At 46.8% G+C, this 19,182-nt stretch carries 11 protein-coding genes and 1 tRNA gene; 6 read left to right on the forward strand and 6 right to left on the reverse strand.

All coding sequences use genetic code 11. The annotated features are described in order from the left end of the window. Positions 1 to 82: 82 nt before the first annotated feature. The gene (locus QUB20_RS21235) at positions 83 to 646 is read left to right on the forward strand and encodes an MFS transporter (RefSeq protein ID WP_333249322.1); all 564 of its coding nucleotides are present in this window, start codon (positions 83 to 85) and stop codon (positions 644 to 646) included. A gap of 259 nt (positions 647 to 905) precedes the next feature. Here the strand turns inward: QUB20_RS21235 and QUB20_RS21240 are convergent. Continuing rightward, positions 906 to 979, reverse strand: a tRNA-Arg gene (locus tag QUB20_RS21240). A 78-nt stretch (positions 980 to 1,057) separates the two neighbouring features. Between QUB20_RS21240 and moaC the strand changes: the two genes are divergently transcribed. From moaC to QUB20_RS21255, 3 genes are all read left to right on the forward strand, one after another. Then, entirely contained in the window at positions 1,058 to 1,579 is a 522-nt protein-coding gene (gene moaC / locus QUB20_RS21245; protein WP_333249320.1) for a cyclic pyranopterin monophosphate synthase MoaC, read from the forward strand. A gap of 88 nt (positions 1,580 to 1,667) precedes the next feature. Then, a complete protein-coding gene (locus QUB20_RS21250; protein ID WP_006633890.1) occupies positions 1,668 to 1,925 on the forward strand; it encodes a 2TM domain-containing protein in 258 nt (85 codons plus the stop codon). A 64-nt stretch (positions 1,926 to 1,989) separates the two neighbouring features. Beyond that, complete coding sequence (locus QUB20_RS21255) at positions 1,990 to 2,292, forward strand: DUF3181 family protein (RefSeq protein WP_333057367.1); 303 nt, start codon at positions 1,990 to 1,992, stop codon at positions 2,290 to 2,292. 63 nt (positions 2,293 to 2,355) lie between these two features. Here QUB20_RS21255 and QUB20_RS21260 read toward each other — a convergent pair whose 3' ends face one another. From QUB20_RS21260 to murJ, 3 genes are all read right to left on the reverse strand, one after another. After that, positions 2,356 to 12,393 (reverse strand): Ig-like domain-containing protein, encoded by a 10,038-nt coding sequence (locus QUB20_RS21260; protein WP_333291629.1) that lies wholly within the window; start codon positions 12,391 to 12,393, stop codon positions 2,356 to 2,358. Between the two features lie 303 nt (positions 12,394 to 12,696). Next, on the reverse strand, positions 12,697 to 12,840 hold the full coding sequence (locus QUB20_RS21265) for a hypothetical protein (protein WP_333205302.1): 144 nt from the start codon (positions 12,838 to 12,840) through the stop codon (positions 12,697 to 12,699). Between the two features lie 689 nt (positions 12,841 to 13,529). Next, positions 13,530 to 15,143: a murein biosynthesis integral membrane protein MurJ gene (gene murJ, locus QUB20_RS21270; RefSeq protein WP_333249315.1), complete on the reverse strand. Its 1,614-nt coding sequence runs from the start codon at positions 15,141 to 15,143 to the stop codon at positions 13,530 to 13,532. A 67-nt stretch (positions 15,144 to 15,210) separates the two neighbouring features. On the opposite strand from murJ, the gene QUB20_RS21275 reads away from it, so the two are divergent. Together QUB20_RS21275 and sfsA are read left to right on the forward strand one after the other, a co-directional pair. Then, positions 15,211 to 16,383, forward strand: a complete 1,173-nt coding sequence (locus tag QUB20_RS21275) for a DUF3095 domain-containing protein (protein ID WP_333249313.1) — start codon at positions 15,211 to 15,213, stop codon at positions 16,381 to 16,383. 74 nt (positions 16,384 to 16,457) lie between these two features. After that, entirely contained in the window at positions 16,458 to 17,192 is a 735-nt protein-coding gene (gene sfsA, locus QUB20_RS21280) for a DNA/RNA nuclease SfsA (protein WP_333249312.1), read from the forward strand. 5 nt (positions 17,193 to 17,197) lie between these two features. Here sfsA and QUB20_RS21285 read toward each other — a convergent pair whose 3' ends face one another. Together QUB20_RS21285 and QUB20_RS21290 are read right to left on the reverse strand one after the other, a co-directional pair. Continuing rightward, positions 17,198 to 17,425, reverse strand: a complete 228-nt coding sequence (locus QUB20_RS21285; RefSeq protein WP_333249310.1) for a hypothetical protein — start codon at positions 17,423 to 17,425, stop codon at positions 17,198 to 17,200. Between the two features lie 99 nt (positions 17,426 to 17,524). Beyond that, positions 17,525 to 18,805 (reverse strand): S8 family serine peptidase, encoded by a 1,281-nt coding sequence (locus QUB20_RS21290; protein WP_333249308.1) that lies wholly within the window; start codon positions 18,803 to 18,805, stop codon positions 17,525 to 17,527. Between the last annotated feature and the right edge of the window lie 377 nt (positions 18,806 to 19,182).

The following is a 19,182-nucleotide window of genomic DNA, read 5'->3' on the forward strand; positions in this document are numbered from 1 at the left end:
TCAGATAGCACTCAGTTTTTTCGCTTCTGTGCTTTATTGCGTAAGCATCCCTATTTAAAAACTGTCCGGAGTATTGTTATTGGTGGTTGGTTTGGTATTCGGAACTTTGAGCACTTTTATGCCTTTGTTTATCCAAGAAACCAAGGCTAATTTCAATCCGGGATTATTTTATTCTACGGCAGCTATCGCCAGTTTCGGTATGCGGTTAGTCACGGGACGGGCTTCGGACAAATACGGCCGCGGCTTGTTTATTTCTGGCGGCTTAATCTGTTATGCCCTATCTATGTTATTGTTGTATTTTGCTAACAACACCAGTGCTTTTTTAATAGCAGCTTTGGTTGAAGGTTGCGCGGGCGGTACGGTTGTGCCGATGATGGTAACGCTGATGTCGGACAGGTGCGAACCTCATGAAAGGGGCCGCTTGTTTTCGCTTTGTATTGGCGGATTTGATTTAGGCATTGCGATTGCTGGGCCGACTTTAGGCTTTGTGGCTGAACAAGTTGGCTACAGAAATATGTTTGGTTTTGCTGCTGGCCTCGCTGGCTTGGCTTTGCTGATTTTTATTACTCAGTCTAGCAAGGGCTTGTCTAATTCGATGAAGTTTGCGATCGGTCGAGGCAAAGATGTTTATGCTTTGAACCGATGATATTACAGAAGCAAGAAGGAAGAGGCAATCATGGGACTTACCAAAAAACCCGGTTTCTCCCAAAAATCGTGAATCTATGCGACAGATATTGAGGCAGAAACCGGGTTTTTGTTCCCGCGCAGCATTCTGAAAAACAGGCAAGATGCCTGTTCCACAAAGATTAAAAAAGTTCTGAGTTTTAAATCGTGAGTTGAATTAATTTCTTAATTCAAAACTCAAAACTCAGAACTCAGAACTCACAGCTTATAACGTTTTTAAATGGGCTTGGAGGGATTCGAACCCCCGACCTCATGGTTCGTAGCCATGCACTCTATCCAACTAAGCTACAAGCCCCTGTTGAGTTAAGATTTAATCTAAAATTGATTAAGTTCTTTTCTCACAGAATCTAACAGTAACACCATTACCAAAAAAATGCAAGACCTTTCGCAAACTTTTTCTAAATTGCCCGATCGCACACAGCTAACTCACCTCAACAACAGCGGGGAAGCCCAAATGGTGGACGTTTCGGCGAAGGTGCCCACGGTGCGGCAAGCTGTGGCTGCTGGCCGGGTGCGGATGCTGCCGGAGACGTTTGCGGCGATTGAAGCGGGGAATGCGCCGAAAGGTGATGTGTTGGGCACTGCAAGGCTGGCTGGAATTATGGCGGCGAAACAGACGGCACATTTGATTCCTCTGTGTCACCCTCTGCCGCTGAGTAGCGTGGAGGTGCAGGTGATGCCGGATGCTGGGTTGCCGGGGTATCAAATTCGGGCGACGGTGAAAATCAAGGCGGAAACAGGGGTGGAAATGGAGGCGCTGACGGCGGTTTCGGTGGCGGCGCTGACTTTGTATGATATGGCGAAAGGATTGGAAAAGTCGATCGTCATTGAGTCAATTCGCCTGGTGAGTAAAAGTGGCGGCAAGTCAGGGGACTATGAAAATGTAGAGGCATAAGTTTCCTGCCGAAAGAGGGATGCAGCATTCAAAAAGCTGCACTTATGATTAAAATAGGCACTGAACTACTAATTTCAAGTGAAAAACTATGCCTCCTCGTTGGCCCCGCAAACCCGATCGCAATGATCCAGAGTATCGCCGTTTAGATGACCGGATGAATTTTGCTATCCACGTCGGTCTTTTTTCTGCTACCAATTCTGGTTTATGGTTTGTTCACAATTTGCAAAAGGCTGATTGGCCTTGGGCAATTTCGGTAACGGGTGGATGGGCTCTAGTAGTTTTGGCCCACGCGATTTACCATTTTGCCATCGCCGATTATTCGCCCCTCACCAAAGATTCTGGCTGAAGGCAGTTGGCGGCGATTTGTTAAGTCTTTTGATTGATAACAAATAACTTTGTGCTTTTTTGATATGGCTAATACTACACAGGCGATCGAATCCTTAGCAGCCGAAATCGGCGAAAATGTCTACATTGACATTGCCAAATGGCATTTGTATCTCAATGATGCCCACCTGCATACAGTTGTTGCCCAACAACTTTATTCGATGCTGGAAGATGGCGATTTAGATGCTGACAAAGTTGGACAAGTTTTGCAAGGAATTCCAGTCAAGTTGGGCGGCGGCAAGCGGGAAGTGCCGCTTGCCGATTTGATTCCGATGCAGTGTCAAGTTCAGTTGATGGATGTGCTTGAGGAATTTCAGCGGAAGATGTAGTAAAGGGCGATCGCCTTTTTTGGTCTTTTTGTACCGAAGGGCGATCGCGCTTTTTTTCCTTTCCTAAACCAGCATGAAATTAGCCGATGTTATCGCATCCGCACTCACTCCAACCATCACACCTAACTGCTCCCCTGTCAAGAGATTCTTAATAATAGTTCCCTGAGTATTTTGAGTTATTTCTAACTGACCAAAACTCAAACCACCGCTTAATCCAATCAAATCTTGACCCAGGGTAAAATCAGCGATAATATCAAATCCTTCACCAGCTTTTAAGGCAAAGATATCGTTGCCGCTACCGCCAATCAAACTATCATTTCCCATGCCTCCATCCAGGAGATCGTTGCCTTTGCCACCAGTGAGAGTATCGTTGTCTGCGCCTCCGAAAAGAGTATCATTTCCGGCACACCCTCCCAGGATATCTGCTCCTTCGTTACCGTTGATTAAGTCATTGCCTTCACCGCCGCAGATGGTATCCGAACCTAACTGGCCAAACAGATTGTCATCACCTTGACTGCCAAGCAGGATGTCGTTACCTTTGCCTCCATATAAGGTGTCATTATCCTTACCACCATCGATGAAGTCATCATCTTTGTTGCCATAAATGATGTCAATACCTTCGCGGCCATGTAAGAAGTCATTGCCTTTGCCTCCGAAGATTAAATCGTTGCCAGACTCGCCAAGAACGATGTCGCTTCCTTCATCTCCGTAGAGAGTATCTTCATCTTTGCCTCCGGCGATGAAGTCATTGCCTTGGTTGCCATTAATAATGTCATTATCGGCACCACCGTATAAGTTGTCATCCCCGGATTTGCCCTCGAATATGTTGGCAGCATCGCTACCTAGTAATTCATCGTTTTGGGCAGTGCCTATTTGAATGTCGGATGCGTCGAGTATGGTGTTTTCAACTGAGTTGGGTCGGTTTAAGTTGGGATAGGTAATTTGGTCGCAGATGCACTCATCGTCTGAGAGGTTATTAGTTGTTGGCGTGGGAGTTGCTGTTTCCGATGGTGTCGGTGTTTCCGACGCTGTTTCCGATGTTGTCGGTGTTTCCGAGGCTGTTTCTGATGGGGTCGGGGCGATCGGTGTTGGTGTGACGGGTGTGGTGCCAGTGTCAGTGCCGGTTTCGGTAGAGTCCTCCGAGCCATATTGTACGTTTTTGACAGTCAGGGGGCTTTCAACATTCGCCTCTGCAATCATCTTGTCAAGAGCAGCATCGGTGTTTTCAGCAAGCGCCTCCTCAATGTTCTTCGTACCAGCCCCCACTTGCTGGAGGTCTTTAGCCACCTCAGCTAACATCGCCTTTTCCACTTGAGCGAGGCGAAGCGCCGCCTCTGCGATCGAGATATTACTGGCTGCAATATCGCTGATGCGCTGATTGCCAGCAGCAATGATTTTTGCCACATTGCCTGCTAGACTGGCAACTTCTGGCTTTTGCACGCTTTGGGCAACTGACTCAATCAACTTCTGCAACAGAGCCTGATCGCTCAAGTTTACAGGAGTTCCCGGCTCTACAACCTTCGATAACTCGCCAATGACCTTTGTGGCAATCTCCACCTTAGAAAGATTGGAAGCACTGGCAAATAAATTGGTCACCAAGACAATTGCAACTTGAACCTGAACGTGCGGGCTGTAGATAATTAACCCAGTCAGTTCATTGTCCCGCATCGCTTCGATCGCATCGTAATTGCCCAAGTCAACATCTGCCGGAATTCCCAAAGCCGCCTGCACCTTGGCTTGAGCCTCTTCTGCATCCATTCCTTTGCGCTCTAACTCGCTGACCAAGGTCGTAAGCGGAGTGATGGTCGTACCTTCAGAAGCAAACAGGGGCGTTTCCAGAGGCAAATTCGTGGCAGTATTGATGCCACCAATTCCCACCACCCGGCCCTCTTCCGGGTCTAGGAAACCGCTTTGGTTGGTATCGAAATTGGGAACAAAAATATCTAAATCATAGGTGCCGTCAGCGTTAGTAATGGTAAAAGGTTCGTCGGGATCTAAAATTCCATTAAAGTTGGCATCGAAAAAAACCTCAGCCCCCGTTACTTCACTGTTAAAGAATTTTCCAATGGCTTTACCGATAGATTTGCCTACTTTGACGACTTCCTTCACACCCTTCTCCACACTCTGAACTGTATCCTTAATAGCCTCTTTAGGACCCTGGCTAATCACGTTCAAGGGTAGAGTCAGCACCGAACCCACAACGTCTCTGCCAGTGTTAGCTAACTTATTGATCGGTTCTAATATGGGAGCCGGCAAAATCTTTTTGAAAAAAGGGTTATCTGTTATAGCAACAGCTAAGTTTAAAGCGCGGTAAGCCGGACTATAACTCAATTTTGTCTGGCCGAAAGCCTTAGCGAATCCTCCAACTGTAAAGGATTTTGGCAGAACTGGAGTGGGAACAAACACATTGAACAAGCTGGGAGATTTCGATGTCCCTTGGGGGGCGGTGGAGTTTCCAGTTTCCCAACCAAATTTTGCCAGTGGGAAAGTTGCCAGGTTGTTCTGGTACAGGGTTGTCTTTAACGGCCCAATACCTGCTGTGGCTCGAATATCCAACGAACCATTAATTGTGCCGGAAACTGAATTGATGATATTCCAAGGTTGGGCGGTGTTGAGGACAGTATCTATCTCGGAAGCCCGCAATTTCCCATCGCTTCTACCTTCTCGCTCTCCAACATCTCGCAAATCGACGTTGACATTTCCCTTGATTCCGCCCAGGATGTAAAAATCGGCTACCTTAATATCTGGGCCAGCTTTGGCAGCGATATTTGCGGAGATTGTCAGTTCGGGAACGTCTTGGCCAGTTCCGTCAGCGTTCTTGCGATCGCTGACATAAAAGCCATCTCTTAACAATTGGATTTTATCCGAGGCGTAGTTCGTTCCTTTCCACTGTTGCAGTCCGTAGGTGTCATAGCCAAATTTTAGGTCAGCCTTTGCTTTCAAGTTTCCTTCAAAGCCTACACTCACCGGTGGGAAAGGAGGCAGAGGCTTTGTAATATTTATCGGCACATCCAAATCCAGATTGTCCAAATTCAGGGTCACAATTGGGACATCTGGTTTGCCTAAAAGTAGCTGGATGGCTGTTTCTGGCTTAGTGATAATTGGCACGTCCAGTCCATCAACCACCTCTAACGCTGTCAGAAGTGCAGCAGCTTTCGGATTTTTTTTCTTAAGCTCTTCCTTGCCTATTTCAACGATAGCTTTAGCCTGCGGAGATGTTTTCTCGAACTCTTCTATCCGTTTTAACGGGTTGTAATTATCTAGTTTAAAAGAGCCGAGATCCATCAAAATAGTCTCATTGTTTTTGATGGAATCGTTAACCAGCTTAGTCACCCGGTCTAACTTGACGATTGTTTCTATGAAGCCAGTGGATATTGGTCGGCCTGACAAACTGGAAAGGGTAGATACCATTTCGATGACACTGACCCGCTTCCGGTTGCCATCTATATCCTTAAACAAATTCTCCAGCCCGATTTTGGAAAATATCTGCGTGTCCGCATTCAGGAAATCAATAACTGGCCGAAAGGGTTTAAGAACCTGGTCAACCTTAGTGAAAACAGGTTGGGCAATGCCGGTTATAAATTCGCCAAAATCCAGTTTTGCATTATTGACCTCAACATTGGGTATGCTAGCAGAACTGACGGATTTACCGTTGACGTAATCAGCTTTTGGAAACCCGAACTTCATCTCGAAGACCAAGTTGGGGAATGCTTTGCTGACCACATTTGTCCGGCCTTTCAGGCTCAGATCCCCACTGGTGGAGAATGTAGACTGTGATAAGTTTTGCGGGTTGTAGGAACTATTGAGTTCTGCCTCGGTCAGACGATCGCCATCATTGATACCTCCCAGATTATCTAAGTCATTCAGCTTGAGCTGATATGTGCCCCCAATTTTAGTGCGCTTGCCTTCGGTGGTATTTTCGTTGAGGGTGGCTGGGAAAAATCCTAGTTTTGCAGAAGTCTTGAACGAGTCATTTAGACCAAACCCCAGGTTAGTCGTCAGATTCGTTTTGGTCGTATCGATATAGTTGCCAAAAGTTTTGCTGTTACCCAGGCTGAAGTTTAACTGATAATCGAGGTTGGCATTCCCATTACCATCGGCGTTAAAGCCAAGGGCAGGCATTCCTATATCTTTGAGGACGTTAACTGTACCGAGTTGATATTTCCGGCCTACTGCAATATCCCAGGTGCTTTCCTCGTTAGTCGTATTCTTTTGAACCCTAATGTTGAAGTTAGTTCCTAGAGAACTCCGCAGGTTTGTTTGTAACTGCTCTGCCGTTAAATCACTACCTGTTTTGAGCGCATTAACCAGGCCATTTTTGAAGCTACCAATAAAATCTTGATTGAGGTTCTGGAAGGGGCCGATGATGGGAAGCTTAATACTTTCCTGTTCTTTTTTAAGAATTTCATCCAGCTTGGTCAATCCAGTTTCTACAATGGAAAAAACCTTAGTATCAGCGGCGACAGCAGTGGTGAAATTCCAAGCAGTTGCACCTGTAGTACCGGCATAATTATTACCAGCTAAATCTTTAATTGCACCGCTGGCAATTTCAACGTAGTAACCAGTACCGGGCGCTAAATCTGCTGTGGGATTAACGGTGACTGTACTACCAGTAACAGTGACATTGGCCGCTGTGACATTGATAGTTTCTACAACTGAGTTGTCGGAGACTTTCTTGATGACAATATTGCCAGTGCCTTTTTGTACGGCTTCACTCAAGGTGACGACTAAATCAGCAGCAACTGCAACACTGGTGGCGTTGTCTGCGGGGGTGAAAGTGGCTGTGGGGGCTGTGGTATCAGCGGCGACAGCAGTGGTGAAATTCCAAGCAGTTGCCCCTGTAGTACCGGCATAATTGTTGCCCGCTAAGTCTTTAATTGCACCAGCAGCAATTTCAACGTAGTAATCAGTACCAGGCGCTAAATCTGCTGTGGGATTAACGGTGACGGTACTACCGCTAACGGTGACATTTGTTGAGGTAACATCAATGGTTTCTACAACTGAGTTGTCGGAGACTTTCTTGATGACAATGTTGCCTGTACCTTTGGCAACAGCTTCACTCAAGGTGACGACTAGATCCGCACCGACGGCGACAGCAGTAGCGTTATCTGCGGGGGTGAAACTGGCAGCGGTGGGGGCTGTGGTATCAACGGCAGCCGCAGTGCTGAAATTCCAAGCAGTTGCGCCTGTAGTACCGGCATAATTGTTACCTGCTAAGTCTTTAATTGCACCGCTGGCAATTTCAACGTAGTAATCAGTACCTTGCGCTAAATCTGCCGTGGGATTAACTGTGACTGTACTACCGCTAACCGTGACATTTGTTGAGGTAACATCAATGGTTTCTACAACTGAGTTGTCGGAGACTTTCTTGATGACAATATTGCCGATGCCTTTTTGTACGGCTTCACTCAAGGTGACGACTAAATCAGCAGCAACTGCAACACTGGTGGCATTGTCTGCGGGGGTGAAAGTGGCTGTGGGGGCTGTGGTATCAACGGCAGCCGCAGTGGTGAAATTCCAAGCAGTTGCGCCTGTAGTACCGGCATAATTATTACCAGCTAAGTCTTTAATTGCACCGCTGGCAATTTCAACGTAGTAATCAGTACCAGGCGCTAAATCTGCTGTGGGATTAACGGTGACGGTACTACCGCTAACGGTGACATTTGTTGAGGTGACATCAATGGTTTCCACCACTGAGTTATCCGATACTTTCTTTATGACAATATTGCCAGTGCCTTTTTGTACGGCTTCACTCAATGTGACGACTAAATCAGCAGCAACTGCAACACTGGTGGCGTTGTCTGCGGGGGTGAAAGTGGCTGTCGGGGCTGTGGTATCAACGGCAGCCGCAGTGCTGAAATTCCAAGCAGTTGCGCCTGTAGTACCGGCATAATTGTTGCCTCCTAAGTTTTTAATCGCACCGGCAGCAATTTCAACGTAGTAATCAGTACCGGCAGCTAAATCTGCCGTGGGATTAACGGTGACTGTACTACCGCTAACCGTGACATTTGCTGATGTGACATCAATGGTTTCTACAACTGAGTTGTCGGAGACTTTCTTGATGACAATATTGCCAGTGCCTTTTTGTGCGGCTTCACTCAATGTGACGACTAAATCAGCAGCAACTGCAATATTAGTGGCGTTATCGGCTGGGGTGAAACTGCTGGCTGTGGGCGCTGTACCATCAAGGCCGTTACCTTGAATGGTAAAGGTATAAGTAGATTCGTCGAGATCGTTGCTGGAAATATTAATTCGTGCGGTGCGAGTGCCGATAGCCGAAGGTTGGAAAGTAATTTCAAATGGGGTAGCTTGACTGGCACTAATAGTGTTGGCTGGTAATGTCTTGACGGTAAAATCACTGGCATTGGCCCCTGTAATGGTGACTACAGGCGTACCCGATAACGTCAAATTACTAGAACCCAAATTTTCAATGCTAAAGGTGCGAACTAGCGGGCTACCAACTGGGGTATCAGCAAAAGCAGTGCCATCAATTGTCGTGGGTGTAATATCTTGATTGGCGATGGAAGTACCATTGCCTTTGAGATCAATTTCCGGCGGGTTAATGAAGAAAGCTAAATCATTAGAGGCATTGGCATTGCCGTAGTTGAAGATATAGTTCCCACCCCCATAAGGGTTGGTATTCGAGAAAGAGAATGTACCTGTTCCCTCAAAAATAACGGAGTAGGTTTGCCCACTGGTAGCCGAATAAGGAGTGTCTAATTTAACTGTTTTCCAACCCATGCCCGATGGGAGTGATATGCTCTGTTGATAGGTAGGAGTACCTTTGTTCCCGCCAGCACCGCTGCCATTACTGCTGTTGTAAATCAATAAATTGCCAGTAAAAGCACCTCCGGTATAAACCGCAATCTCGCTAATTGTTCCATTCTCAGAAGCTGTGAAGCTCTGTCCCTGATGATTGGTATTAGCACTACCGTTTTGGGTTAATTGCGGGATGGGAGGAATCGCCAGCGTGGAAGCGGTGAGGGTTGTGAAGTTCCAACTGGTTGGCCCTGTAATCCCGGCATAATTGTTACCAGCCGAGTCTTTAATCGCCCCGCTAGCAATTTCTACATAGTATTCGGTACTTGGTGCGAGGTCAGCGGTAGGATTAATGGTGACAGTAGAACCACTGACGGTGACGTTAGCTGATGTGACATCAATGGTTTCAACAACTGAGTTGTCGGAGACTTTCTTGATGACAATATTGCCAGTGCCTTTTTGTACGGCTTCACTCAAGGTGACGACTAAATCAGCAGCAACTGCAATATTAGTGGCGTTGTCTGCGGGGGTGAAACTGGCGGCTGTCGGTGGTGTGGTGTCAGCTACGGTGGTGAAATTCCAAGCAGTTGGGTCTACAAGGCCGGCATAATTGTTACCTGCTAAGTCTTTAATTGCACCAGCGGCAATTTCAACGTAGTAATCTGTACCCTCAACTAAATTTGCTGTGGGATTAATGGTGACGCTACTGCCAATAACTGTGACGTTAGCTGATGTGACATCAATGGTTTCCACCACTGAGTTGTCGGAGACTTTCTTGATGACAATATTGCCAGTGCCTTTTTGTACGGCTTCACTCAAGGTGACGACTAAATCAGCAGCAACTGCAATATTAGTGGCGTTGTCTGCGGGGGTGAAACTGGCGGCTGTCGGTGGTGTGGTGTCAGCTACGGTGGTGAAATTCCAAGCAGTTGGGTCTACAAGGCCGGCATAATTGTTACCTGCTAAGTCTTTAATTGCACCAGCGGCAATTTCAACGTAGTAATCTGTACCCTCAACTAAATTTGCTGTGGGATTAATGGTGACGCTACTGCCAGTAACTGTGACGTTAGCTGAGGTGACATCAATAGTTTCAACAACTGAGTTGTCGGAGACTTTCTTGATGACAATATTGCCAGTGCCTTTTTGTACGGCTTCACTCAAGGTGACGACTAAATCAGCAGCAACTGCAATATTAGTGGCGTTGTCTGCAGGGGTGAAACTGGCTGCTGTCGGTGGTGTGGTGTCAGCTACGGTGCTGAAATTCCAAGCAGTTGGGTCTACAAGGCCGGCATAATTGTTACCTGCTAAGTCTTTAATTGCACCAGCGGCAATTTCAACGTAGTAATCTGTACCCTCAACTAAATTTGCTGTGGGATTAATGGTGACGCTACTGCCAGCAACTGTGACATTTGCTGATGTGACATCAATGGTTTCTACAACTGAGTTGTCGGAGACTTTCTTGATGACAATATTGCCGATGCCTTTTTGTACGGCTTCACTCAAGGTGACGACTAAATCAGCAGCAACTGCAATATTAGTGGCGTTGTCTGCAGGGGTGAAACTGGCGGCTGTCGGCGCTGTGGTGTCAGCTACGGTAATCGTTCCATAGGTATTACTATTATCAGTAGCAGTGGTACTGGCATTTGTGGCAGAATTACTACTGTAGGTCACTCCTGATGCTGTTACGGTTGCACCAGCGTTCACGAAAATAGCACCGCTTTTACCCTGACCGGGCTGAGCGCTAAATCCGCCCGCACCTCCAGTGGCGCTGTTGTTATTAAACGTGGCATTCGTTAGCACCAGAGAACCATTGCGAAGGAAAATGGCTCCGCCTAATCCAGCTCCGCCGCCACCGCCAGCGTCGTAACCATTGCCGCCGAAACTGCCTCCTAAGCCACCGCCGGTATTCCCGCTACCACCACCACCACCAAAGCCACCATTACCACCAAGGCCGTAGGTAGAACCGTTAGCAGCAACGCCCGCATTACCACCACCCCCACCGAATCCTCCAGAACCGCCTTGACCCGATACACCGCTAAACTGGCTAGCACCACCGGCACCGCCGCCACCAAAGTCACCTCCTTGACCGCCGTTGGTACCATTAGCATTGAAAGCACTGAGGCCACCGCCGCCACCCCCACCGAACCCTCCGTTGCTAGCAACTCCACTATTGCTGGTTGTGCCGCCCGTGCCGCCGTTGTTACCAAAGAAGCTACTGCCACCACCGGTACCCCCACCAGTGGTGCCATTAGTCCCAATGTCACTAAATCCGCCGCCACCACCCCCACCACCAGGTTGGTAGCCACCTGAGCCACCGGCTCCGCCGAAGCCGCCACCACCACCCAAACCATTAGAAGCGCCTCCTTGACCGCCTACTGCCTGGTTCTGGGTAAAGGTAACATTATTGATGGTTACTTGAGCGGGCAGTGAAGTTCCGTTGCCATTGATAAATAATGCACCACCAGCCCCTAGTCCACCACCACCGCCAGCAGCACCATTGCCACCATTGCCGCGTCCGCCATGCAGGGTGAGGTTGCTAAAACTCACTGTGCCTTGGTTAACAAAGAACAGGCGCACATCACCGTTGTCATTAATGCCATTATTATTGGCATCCCCACTTATCTTTACGAGGTTCAGCCCAGTCCCCTGAATGCTCACACTGTCATCGACGATTAGTTGCGAATTGAGGCGGATGGTTTGGGAGGTGTTAAATACACTGGGATCGAAAACAATGGTGTCTGCACCCGTCTGGGTATTGGCTTGGGCGATCGCCTCGCGCAACGACCCCGCCCCACTGTCGTTGGTGTTCGTCACGGTAAAGGTGGCAAGTACCCCGTCATACTTCTGTGATCCTTGTGTCTGAAAAGCTATGGGAGTCTCAATGTTGCCGGTGTTTACCTCCAAAGCCCAGTCGCCACCTAATGCTGCATTACCGGTCTTGTTGGTAGATGCTGCCACATCCGCCCCTGTGATTTGACTCAGGCGCTTTACGAAGTTTTCTCCAACTTCTCCGGCTGCTACATCGCATCCATAAAGTAGAATATCCCCATTTGCTGTCAGCGCACTTCCCCACTGTTTTATCTGAGCGCTAAAATTTTCTAGGTTATTGTCATTGAGTACGTCTGCACCGAGTTTTAAACTGCCTTCGCTGCCGTGAGAAACTATATGAACTGCTTCAATATCTTTTTGATCTGCCAAGGCTTTAGTAATTTGGTCGATCGCGCTGGAATTTTCATTTAAAATCACAATTTGAGCGGGATCAATGCCTTGGATCAGGCTTTGATAATCTTGTACAGAGGAGTCAACGAAAATAATTTGCTTGTTCGCGATTGGTAGGTTCATAATTCCTGACATCCTTGATATCTATATATTGTTTACATCCAAGTCTGGCCGGGGTTGAAACCCCCGCCTCAAATCTTAAGTGCTCCCTATGAGGACTGAAGAATTGATTAGTTCTATTGCTTAAATAAATCGGGCGGTAAAATTGTTAGACCCTTCCGCTGGAGGATTAAATAACCTGGCAACATCCAAGGCGTTACCGCGAATTAGTAGCTCGATACAGTCCATAATTCAAGCGATGTTTCTGATACAGAACATCACTTTGGCTTCGGGAAATAATGCCAGGATTAATGACAGTTTGCTGCATCACAGGCGATTGGTGTCGCCGATCGCTTCTTTTTCAGCTTGTGGCTGGTAGTCAGCCGAAAAGATACTCATAATCAGCGTCGGTTTGAGTTCAGGGGAAATAAACACGGAACACTGATTGTTTTGGGTCACGGCTGACAGCATTCGATCGACTGGCGCCCCCAACAGGGGAAGTCATAGCGCTGTAAAACCGGGGATTTTGTCGTAGTAGTGCAGCCAGTAAAGTAGAGCCTGAGCGGGGTAGTCCTGATATGAAGTGGGCTCTCACTGGCTTCGCGTGGGAATGAATGTATATAACATAGATGCAAATTTAATATATCATACTAAAGACATATTTTTTATACCATATTTTTATTTAACACTTGGCAACACAACATCCAGGTTTACGATATCTTTACAATCTAGAGATCGTGGGTTGGCTTTCCCTATCTCTATCGTTGCTTCGGGCCCCTGCCTCTGTAAAGTCGGAAAAGTCGGATCTTAAAGTCGGAAAAGTCGGATCTTTGCCATGAGGACATAATTTAGATATCCAAGAGAGGCTGTGGGTATGAGGAATTATTTTCTTTAGCGGAATTTTATTGGCTATTTTGCCAGACAGCATAAAGGTTGACGATATCTTGAGAATCTAGACATCGCCCTTGTTAATTACTCTGGAATTTTTGACCGCAGATGGTGGCGGATATACGCGGATGGACGCTTCGGAGTGTTGATTGGGATTTAAGGACGAGATCCTTTTTTGGTCTTTTTTTACTCAACGGGCGATTCCCTACGGGATAGCTTCGCACGCGCGCACTTTGTCTCAATTCCCTAAATCAGTCTCCAATTTCCGATATTTATTTGCGAAAACGGCCCCGAATGCGATCGACAAACATATCAACTTCCGGCAACTTCATCTGACTGACAAACAGGGCAAAAACCCCTAACCCTACAAAACTTGCCACACTCAACTGCACTAATTGAACTACCAAACCTTCAGTACCCAAAACTCTTTGACACGCTTGCAGAGTAGCCAAGGTAACGAAAGCAGTTAAACAACTGCCAGAAGTTAACCCCAGAAAAGGCAAACTCCACTCCCCCCAAGGCAGGCCACCCAGCTTTTTATTTAAACAGTACAAAAGCATAATCATCGAAACAAGATTCACTCCAACCGTCGCCAAAACTAATCCGGGCGCGCCAAAGGCTCCTACTAACAAATAATCCAAAAGACCGTTTAAAAAGATATTGATAATACTGATGCGAAAAGGCGTTTCTCCGTCTCCCAAAGCGTAAAATACCCGTACCAAAACGTCGCGTCCCAAATACACAAACATTCCAATACTGTAAGCCATCAATATCGGCGTGACAAACTCTGAGGCCGATCGATCAAAAGCATAGCGTTCGTAAACCACGCGGACGATCGGCCCGGCAAGTGTTACCATTAAAGCGCTCAGCGGCAGCATCGTAAGGGCCGTCAAAATTAAAGATTGACGAATTCGAGCTTTTAATTCCGGCCAATCTCTCGGATCGGTGAGGCGAGAAAAGATGGGTAGAAATGGCACTAAAATTACATTAGAAATGATGCCTAAAGGCGTCATAACTAACAAGCCACTGTAACCCATCGCAGAGGCAGCTTGAGGGATGTAGGATGCGAAAAATAGGTCAGTATAAACATTAATTTGCAGCATTCCTGATGATAAGGTAGCAGGAACCATCACCTTAATTACTTCTTGCACTCCCGGCCGTTTAAAATTAAACCGCAAGCGCAATGTTCCCAAGCCGGCGCGCCACTGTGCCGCTAGTTGCACCAACCACTGCAAAACTGCGCCCGCTAAAGTTCCCCAAGCTAACACTAAGCCGCCAATTAGTGCGAATTCTGGCTGAATAATTTTGTTTCCGATTTGCAGTGCGAGAATCCCCAAACCGCCGACAAGTGCAACGCTGGAAAATAAAGGGCTAATCGAAGGCAACCAGTACATATCGGCGGCGTTGAGAGTGCCGAAACCAATGCCGATTAAGCCTGAAAGTAATGCCATCGGTGCCATAATCCGAAATTGCTGGACGGCAATTGCTTTAATTTGTAAACCTTCGGCTGTTCTATTTAATCCCGGTGCCACCAAATCGATCAGCGGATCTGCAAAAATAATTAAAGCGATCGTCACCAACAGCAACAAGCCCCCGACTAAGGTGGTGATAGTCTCGACTAAGGGTGCTGCTTCTTTTTTATCCCGGCGGGCTAAAACACTGACTATGGCGCTGTGAAATGGCCCGTTAATCCCTCCCAGCAAAATAAATAAGAAACCAGGGATGACGTAGGCGTAGTTGTAGGCATCGACGGCGACACCGACTCCAAAGGCTGCGGCGATCGCAATTTGGCGCACCAATCCAAAGACTTTGCTAATTAGAGTGGCGACTGCGACAATGCCGGCAATCCCTGCGAGGGAACGAGATGGCTTCTGTAATTGGGACACAAATGGTTACAAACGCTAGTGCTAAAAGGATTCACTAAGTTTAATAGCAAATCTGGAAAATCATAACATGAATTCAGAAAATTTCTATTCCCAATTACCTTTACTGAACAATTTTCTCCAGATTACCGATCTGGGTAATTTTGTTGACGTACCTGATGATTGGTACATTGTTGTCACAGATATTCGCGGTTCTACAAAAGCGATTGAAGCTGGAAAATACAAAGAAGTTAACTTATTGGGGGCTTGTTCGATCGTTGCTGTTTTGAATGTAGCAGGCAAAACTGAGATTCCGTTTGTGTTTGGTGGCGACGGTGCTTCTCTTTTAATGGGGCCATCGCTTTTACCCGCTGCTAAGATTGCTTTGCTGGCCACTCAACAACGGGCTAAAACTGAATTTGACATGGATTTGCGAGTTGGGGTAGTGCCGGTTAAAGTTGTGGCAGCAGCTAATTATCCGGTTAAAATAGCTAAGTTTAAAGTTTCGGAAAATTACAACCAAGCTGTTTTTATCGGCGGCGGCTTAACCCGTGCTACTGAACTTATTAAAGACCCGGCTGCTGGTAATATTTACAGCATTAAAAATAATGGCCTTTCTCCAACAGCCGATTTTTCGGGATTGGAGTGCCGATGGCAGGATATTCCCAGCAAGTATGGGGAAATAGTAACGCTGCTGGTAATGGCGCGAGAAGATTTTGGTCAGCAAAGTCATCAATTATATAGAAAAATTATCAAAAAAATTAACTACATTTACGGCAAGGAAAATTGTTTAAATCCTATCGACAGCAAAAATCTTAAATTGACACTTAATAGCACAAAACTGATTCAAGAAACTCTAGTTAGGGCGCGCAGTGCTACTTGGTTAGACCAGCAGCTATATTTATCAAAAATACAGTTAGAGACGGCGCTTGGTTCCCTACTAATGAATTTGAAGGTTAAGACAGAAGAGTTAGATTGGGGAATTTATAAAGATATTGCGATCGCAGCTACGGATTACCGCAAATTTGATGATATGTTGAGAATGGTAATTTCTGGCAATGAGTGGCGACGAAAAAAATTGACTGGGTACTTGGAAAGGAATTACCGAGAAGGCAAGCTGGTTTACGGTTTGCACGTTTCTGACAGAGCGTTGATGACTTGTTTGGTGTTTGAACGCAACGGTCGCCAAGTACATTTTATAGACGGTGCTGATGGAGGTTATGCTTTAGCTGCTAAGGATATGAAACAAAGAATGCAGGACTAAAGTCCTTACTACAAACCGTCGTTTCATGCTATGATGCCTCACTCTAAAATCTAAAATCTAAAACCTAAAATCGAATGACAGACTTAATTTACAAATATCCTCCTCTTTTACCCGGAATTCTCATCAAACGTTACAAGCGATTTTTTGCCGAAATAGAACTAGATTCGGGAGAAATCATCACCGCGCACTGTCCGAATACGGGCCCGATGACAGGTGTTTTGATTCCCGGCAATCCAGTGCTAGTATCTCCCAGCGACAATCCTAAACGCAAGTTAGCTTATACTTGGGAATTAATTAAAGTTTGCGACACTGTGCCAACTTGGGTGGGAGTTAATACTGGGCTGCCAAATCGAGTAGTTAAATTAGCTTTGGAATTGAAATTGTTTCCAGAGTTGGGCAATTACAATTTAATTCAACCGGAGGTTGTTTACGGCAGTGATAAAAAAAGTAGAGTGGATTTTTGGCTAACTGGTGAGGAAAAACCGATTTTTCTGGAAGTGAAAAATACAACTTGGGTAAAAGAGGATTTAGCTTTATTTCCCGATACAGTGACGGAGAGGGGACAGAAACATTTGCGGGAATTGATAGAAGTTGTGCGGCAGGGTTCGAGGGCTGTAATGCTGTATTTTATCAATCGCGGGGATTGTACTGATTTTGCTCCGGGAGATAGTGCCGATCGCCTTTACGGAGAATTGTTCAGACAGGCTATAAGTGAAGGTGTAGAGGTTTTGCCTTGTCGGTTTGACGTAACGCCGGAAGGTGTTCGGTATTTGGGGTTAGCAAAACTGGATCTACCAACCCCTAAATAATAGGTTTAAATTGCCTGCATTTCTCGATCGATCTCGACACTAGCCACGCCCGGTACTCTCTTTAGTCCTTCTAGCTTCGATTGAGAAACTTCTCCAATAACGATACCAATCACAGGCAGCACCTCATCCACTTTCATTCCCGCCGATTCTAAGGCAGTGACAACCGATTGAATTACCGATATGTTTTGGTCGTCAACACTCACTATGATGCGCTGTACTTGTTCGTCAGACATATTTAGCATCCTTTGGAGCAAATCCATTGCGCTATTGTAAATTGTCTTCTGTTAGATCCCCGCAGGCTTAAAGTGCTGCGGGGATTTGGGTATTCTGCATTACGGAGCTTGTACTAAACCGCTTCCGACACGAGTATTTGGCAAGGGTAGCGCCATAGCATAGGAAGTCAGCAATTGCCAAAGTTCAGCACCTCGTTTACCAGTCGATTCGGCATACAGGGCCGCGAGCCCAGCCACGTGCGGTGTAGCCATGCTAGTGCCATTGTAAGCAGCATAACGCCCTTGCTCCATAGGCACTGATGAGTATATTTCCACTCCCGGAGCGGCGATATCGACTTTAGCCCCTGGAAATATGCCAGATTTAGCCGAGAAGTCAGCCACTGCCTCGCAGTTATCGATCGCTCCAACAGCCATAATCGACTGGCTATTGGCTGGTTGTCCGACGGTTCCTCCGGTTCGTCCGTTATTGCCGGCGGCGGCCACGATCAGACACCCATTTTGCAGTGATCGGCGGCCGACAGTTTCGTAAGCAGTAGACGGTGTTCGAGTGGGGTTTCCTAATGACATCGAGATCACTTGACACCCGTTGACGATCGCCCATTCCATCCCGGCGAGAATCCAGCCACTAGCGCCACTACCGGCATTGCTCAACACTTTACCGACATAAATGGTCGATTCGTAAGCGATCCCGTACCGCCGGCCGTTCAGATCCTTGAACCCGCACGCTGTCCCAATGCAGTGCGTGCCATGACTGTTGACATCTTGTACGTCCTCCCCTGGTACGAAGGACTGCGATAGGATCGATCGGCCCGCGAAGTCAGGATGCAATAAATCCATCCCCGTATCCAGCACCGCAACTTTCATTCCGCTACCAGTCAGCAGAGAATTCATCACCTTCGTTGCCTTCAAACCCCAAGTAGACTCGATATCATCAGCAAAACATCGTGGTTTCTTGATTTCTGCTACCTCTGTATTAGTGGCTTTGTCGTACAGGTTATCCACCGCATCGCGATAGCCCCGCAGGTAATCTGCCGACAACCCATCGCCAATGGCGTAGAAAGTGCGCTCTGGTTCGATCGCCAGAATAGCCGAATCCTCTCCCGCTGATGTCATGACGCTGCTGAAAGCCTCTTCGTCTAAGGAAACAACGGCAACGCCGAGAGTAGGAAACACCGCTCCCCCTGCAGCTTCAATTTGGCTCAAGTCTAGAGCAGAGTCCGCGAAATCGGAAGCATTTGCCAGTCCTCTGATACCAGTTTGGTCGCTCAAGAGGTCTAATCCTTCTGTCACTGCATCTTCGCCGAAAGTAATAATGTAACGCCCTGTTGTTGCATCGGCTTGGGCAGTTTCTGGGATGGGAAAACTAGGTTGTTGAGACATAAAATACCTCTTATTGAGTATTTGACGGTTTGACTGGGATGAGAAATCTCTGACAGCTTTTATGACATTGATTTCTCTTCAGGTTGAGTTGTCGAAATTAAGCTGTCTTGCTCCTGATGAAACCCGGTTTTTTTTTGTTAATTCAATTAGCTTTGGATAATGCGTTTATTTGCAAAAGAGAGTTCTTTAATCCCAAGGCTGTTTCATTTTCCAAATCTAAGCTTGCAAGGGCAAGTGACAAAACTGACTTAATCTAATTGCTGCGAAATTCTCATTTGTAGGACTTACGCTGCATTCCTTCTATTTTGACACTATGTGTACTTGTATGGTGCTCTTCGGCGCACCATACAAGTACAGTCTTTGCATAAGTCGTATAA

Source organism: Microcoleus sp. B4-C2 (assembly GCF_036705265.1).
Lineage (GTDB): Bacteria > Cyanobacteriota > Cyanobacteriia > Cyanobacteriales > Microcoleaceae > Microcoleus.

Bases quoted from the DNA above. Each gene is read 5' to 3' on its own strand.
- QUB20_RS21260 (WP_333291629.1), bottom strand. From the start codon at position 12,393: ATGAACCTACCAATCGCGAACAAGCAAATTATTTTCGTTGACTCCTCT.
- QUB20_RS21265 (WP_333205302.1), bottom strand. From the start codon at position 12,840: ATGCTGTCAGCCGTGACCCAAAACAATCAGTGTTCCGTGTTTATTTCC.
- QUB20_RS21255 (WP_333057367.1), top strand. From the start codon at position 1,990: ATGGCTAATACTACACAGGCGATCGAATCCTTAGCAGCCGAAATCGGC.
- QUB20_RS21290 (WP_333249308.1), bottom strand. From the start codon at position 18,805: ATGTCTCAACAACCTAGTTTTCCCATCCCAGAAACTGCCCAAGCCGAT.
- QUB20_RS21275 (WP_333249313.1), top strand. From the start codon at position 15,211: ATGAATTCAGAAAATTTCTATTCCCAATTACCTTTACTGAACAATTTT.
- QUB20_RS21250 (WP_006633890.1), top strand. From the start codon at position 1,668: ATGCCTCCTCGTTGGCCCCGCAAACCCGATCGCAATGATCCAGAGTAT.
- sfsA (WP_333249312.1), top strand. From the start codon at position 16,458: ATGACAGACTTAATTTACAAATATCCTCCTCTTTTACCCGGAATTCTC.
- moaC (WP_333249320.1), top strand. From the start codon at position 1,058: ATGCAAGACCTTTCGCAAACTTTTTCTAAATTGCCCGATCGCACACAG.
- QUB20_RS21285 (WP_333249310.1), bottom strand. From the start codon at position 17,425: ATGTCTGACGAACAAGTACAGCGCATCATAGTGAGTGTTGACGACCAA.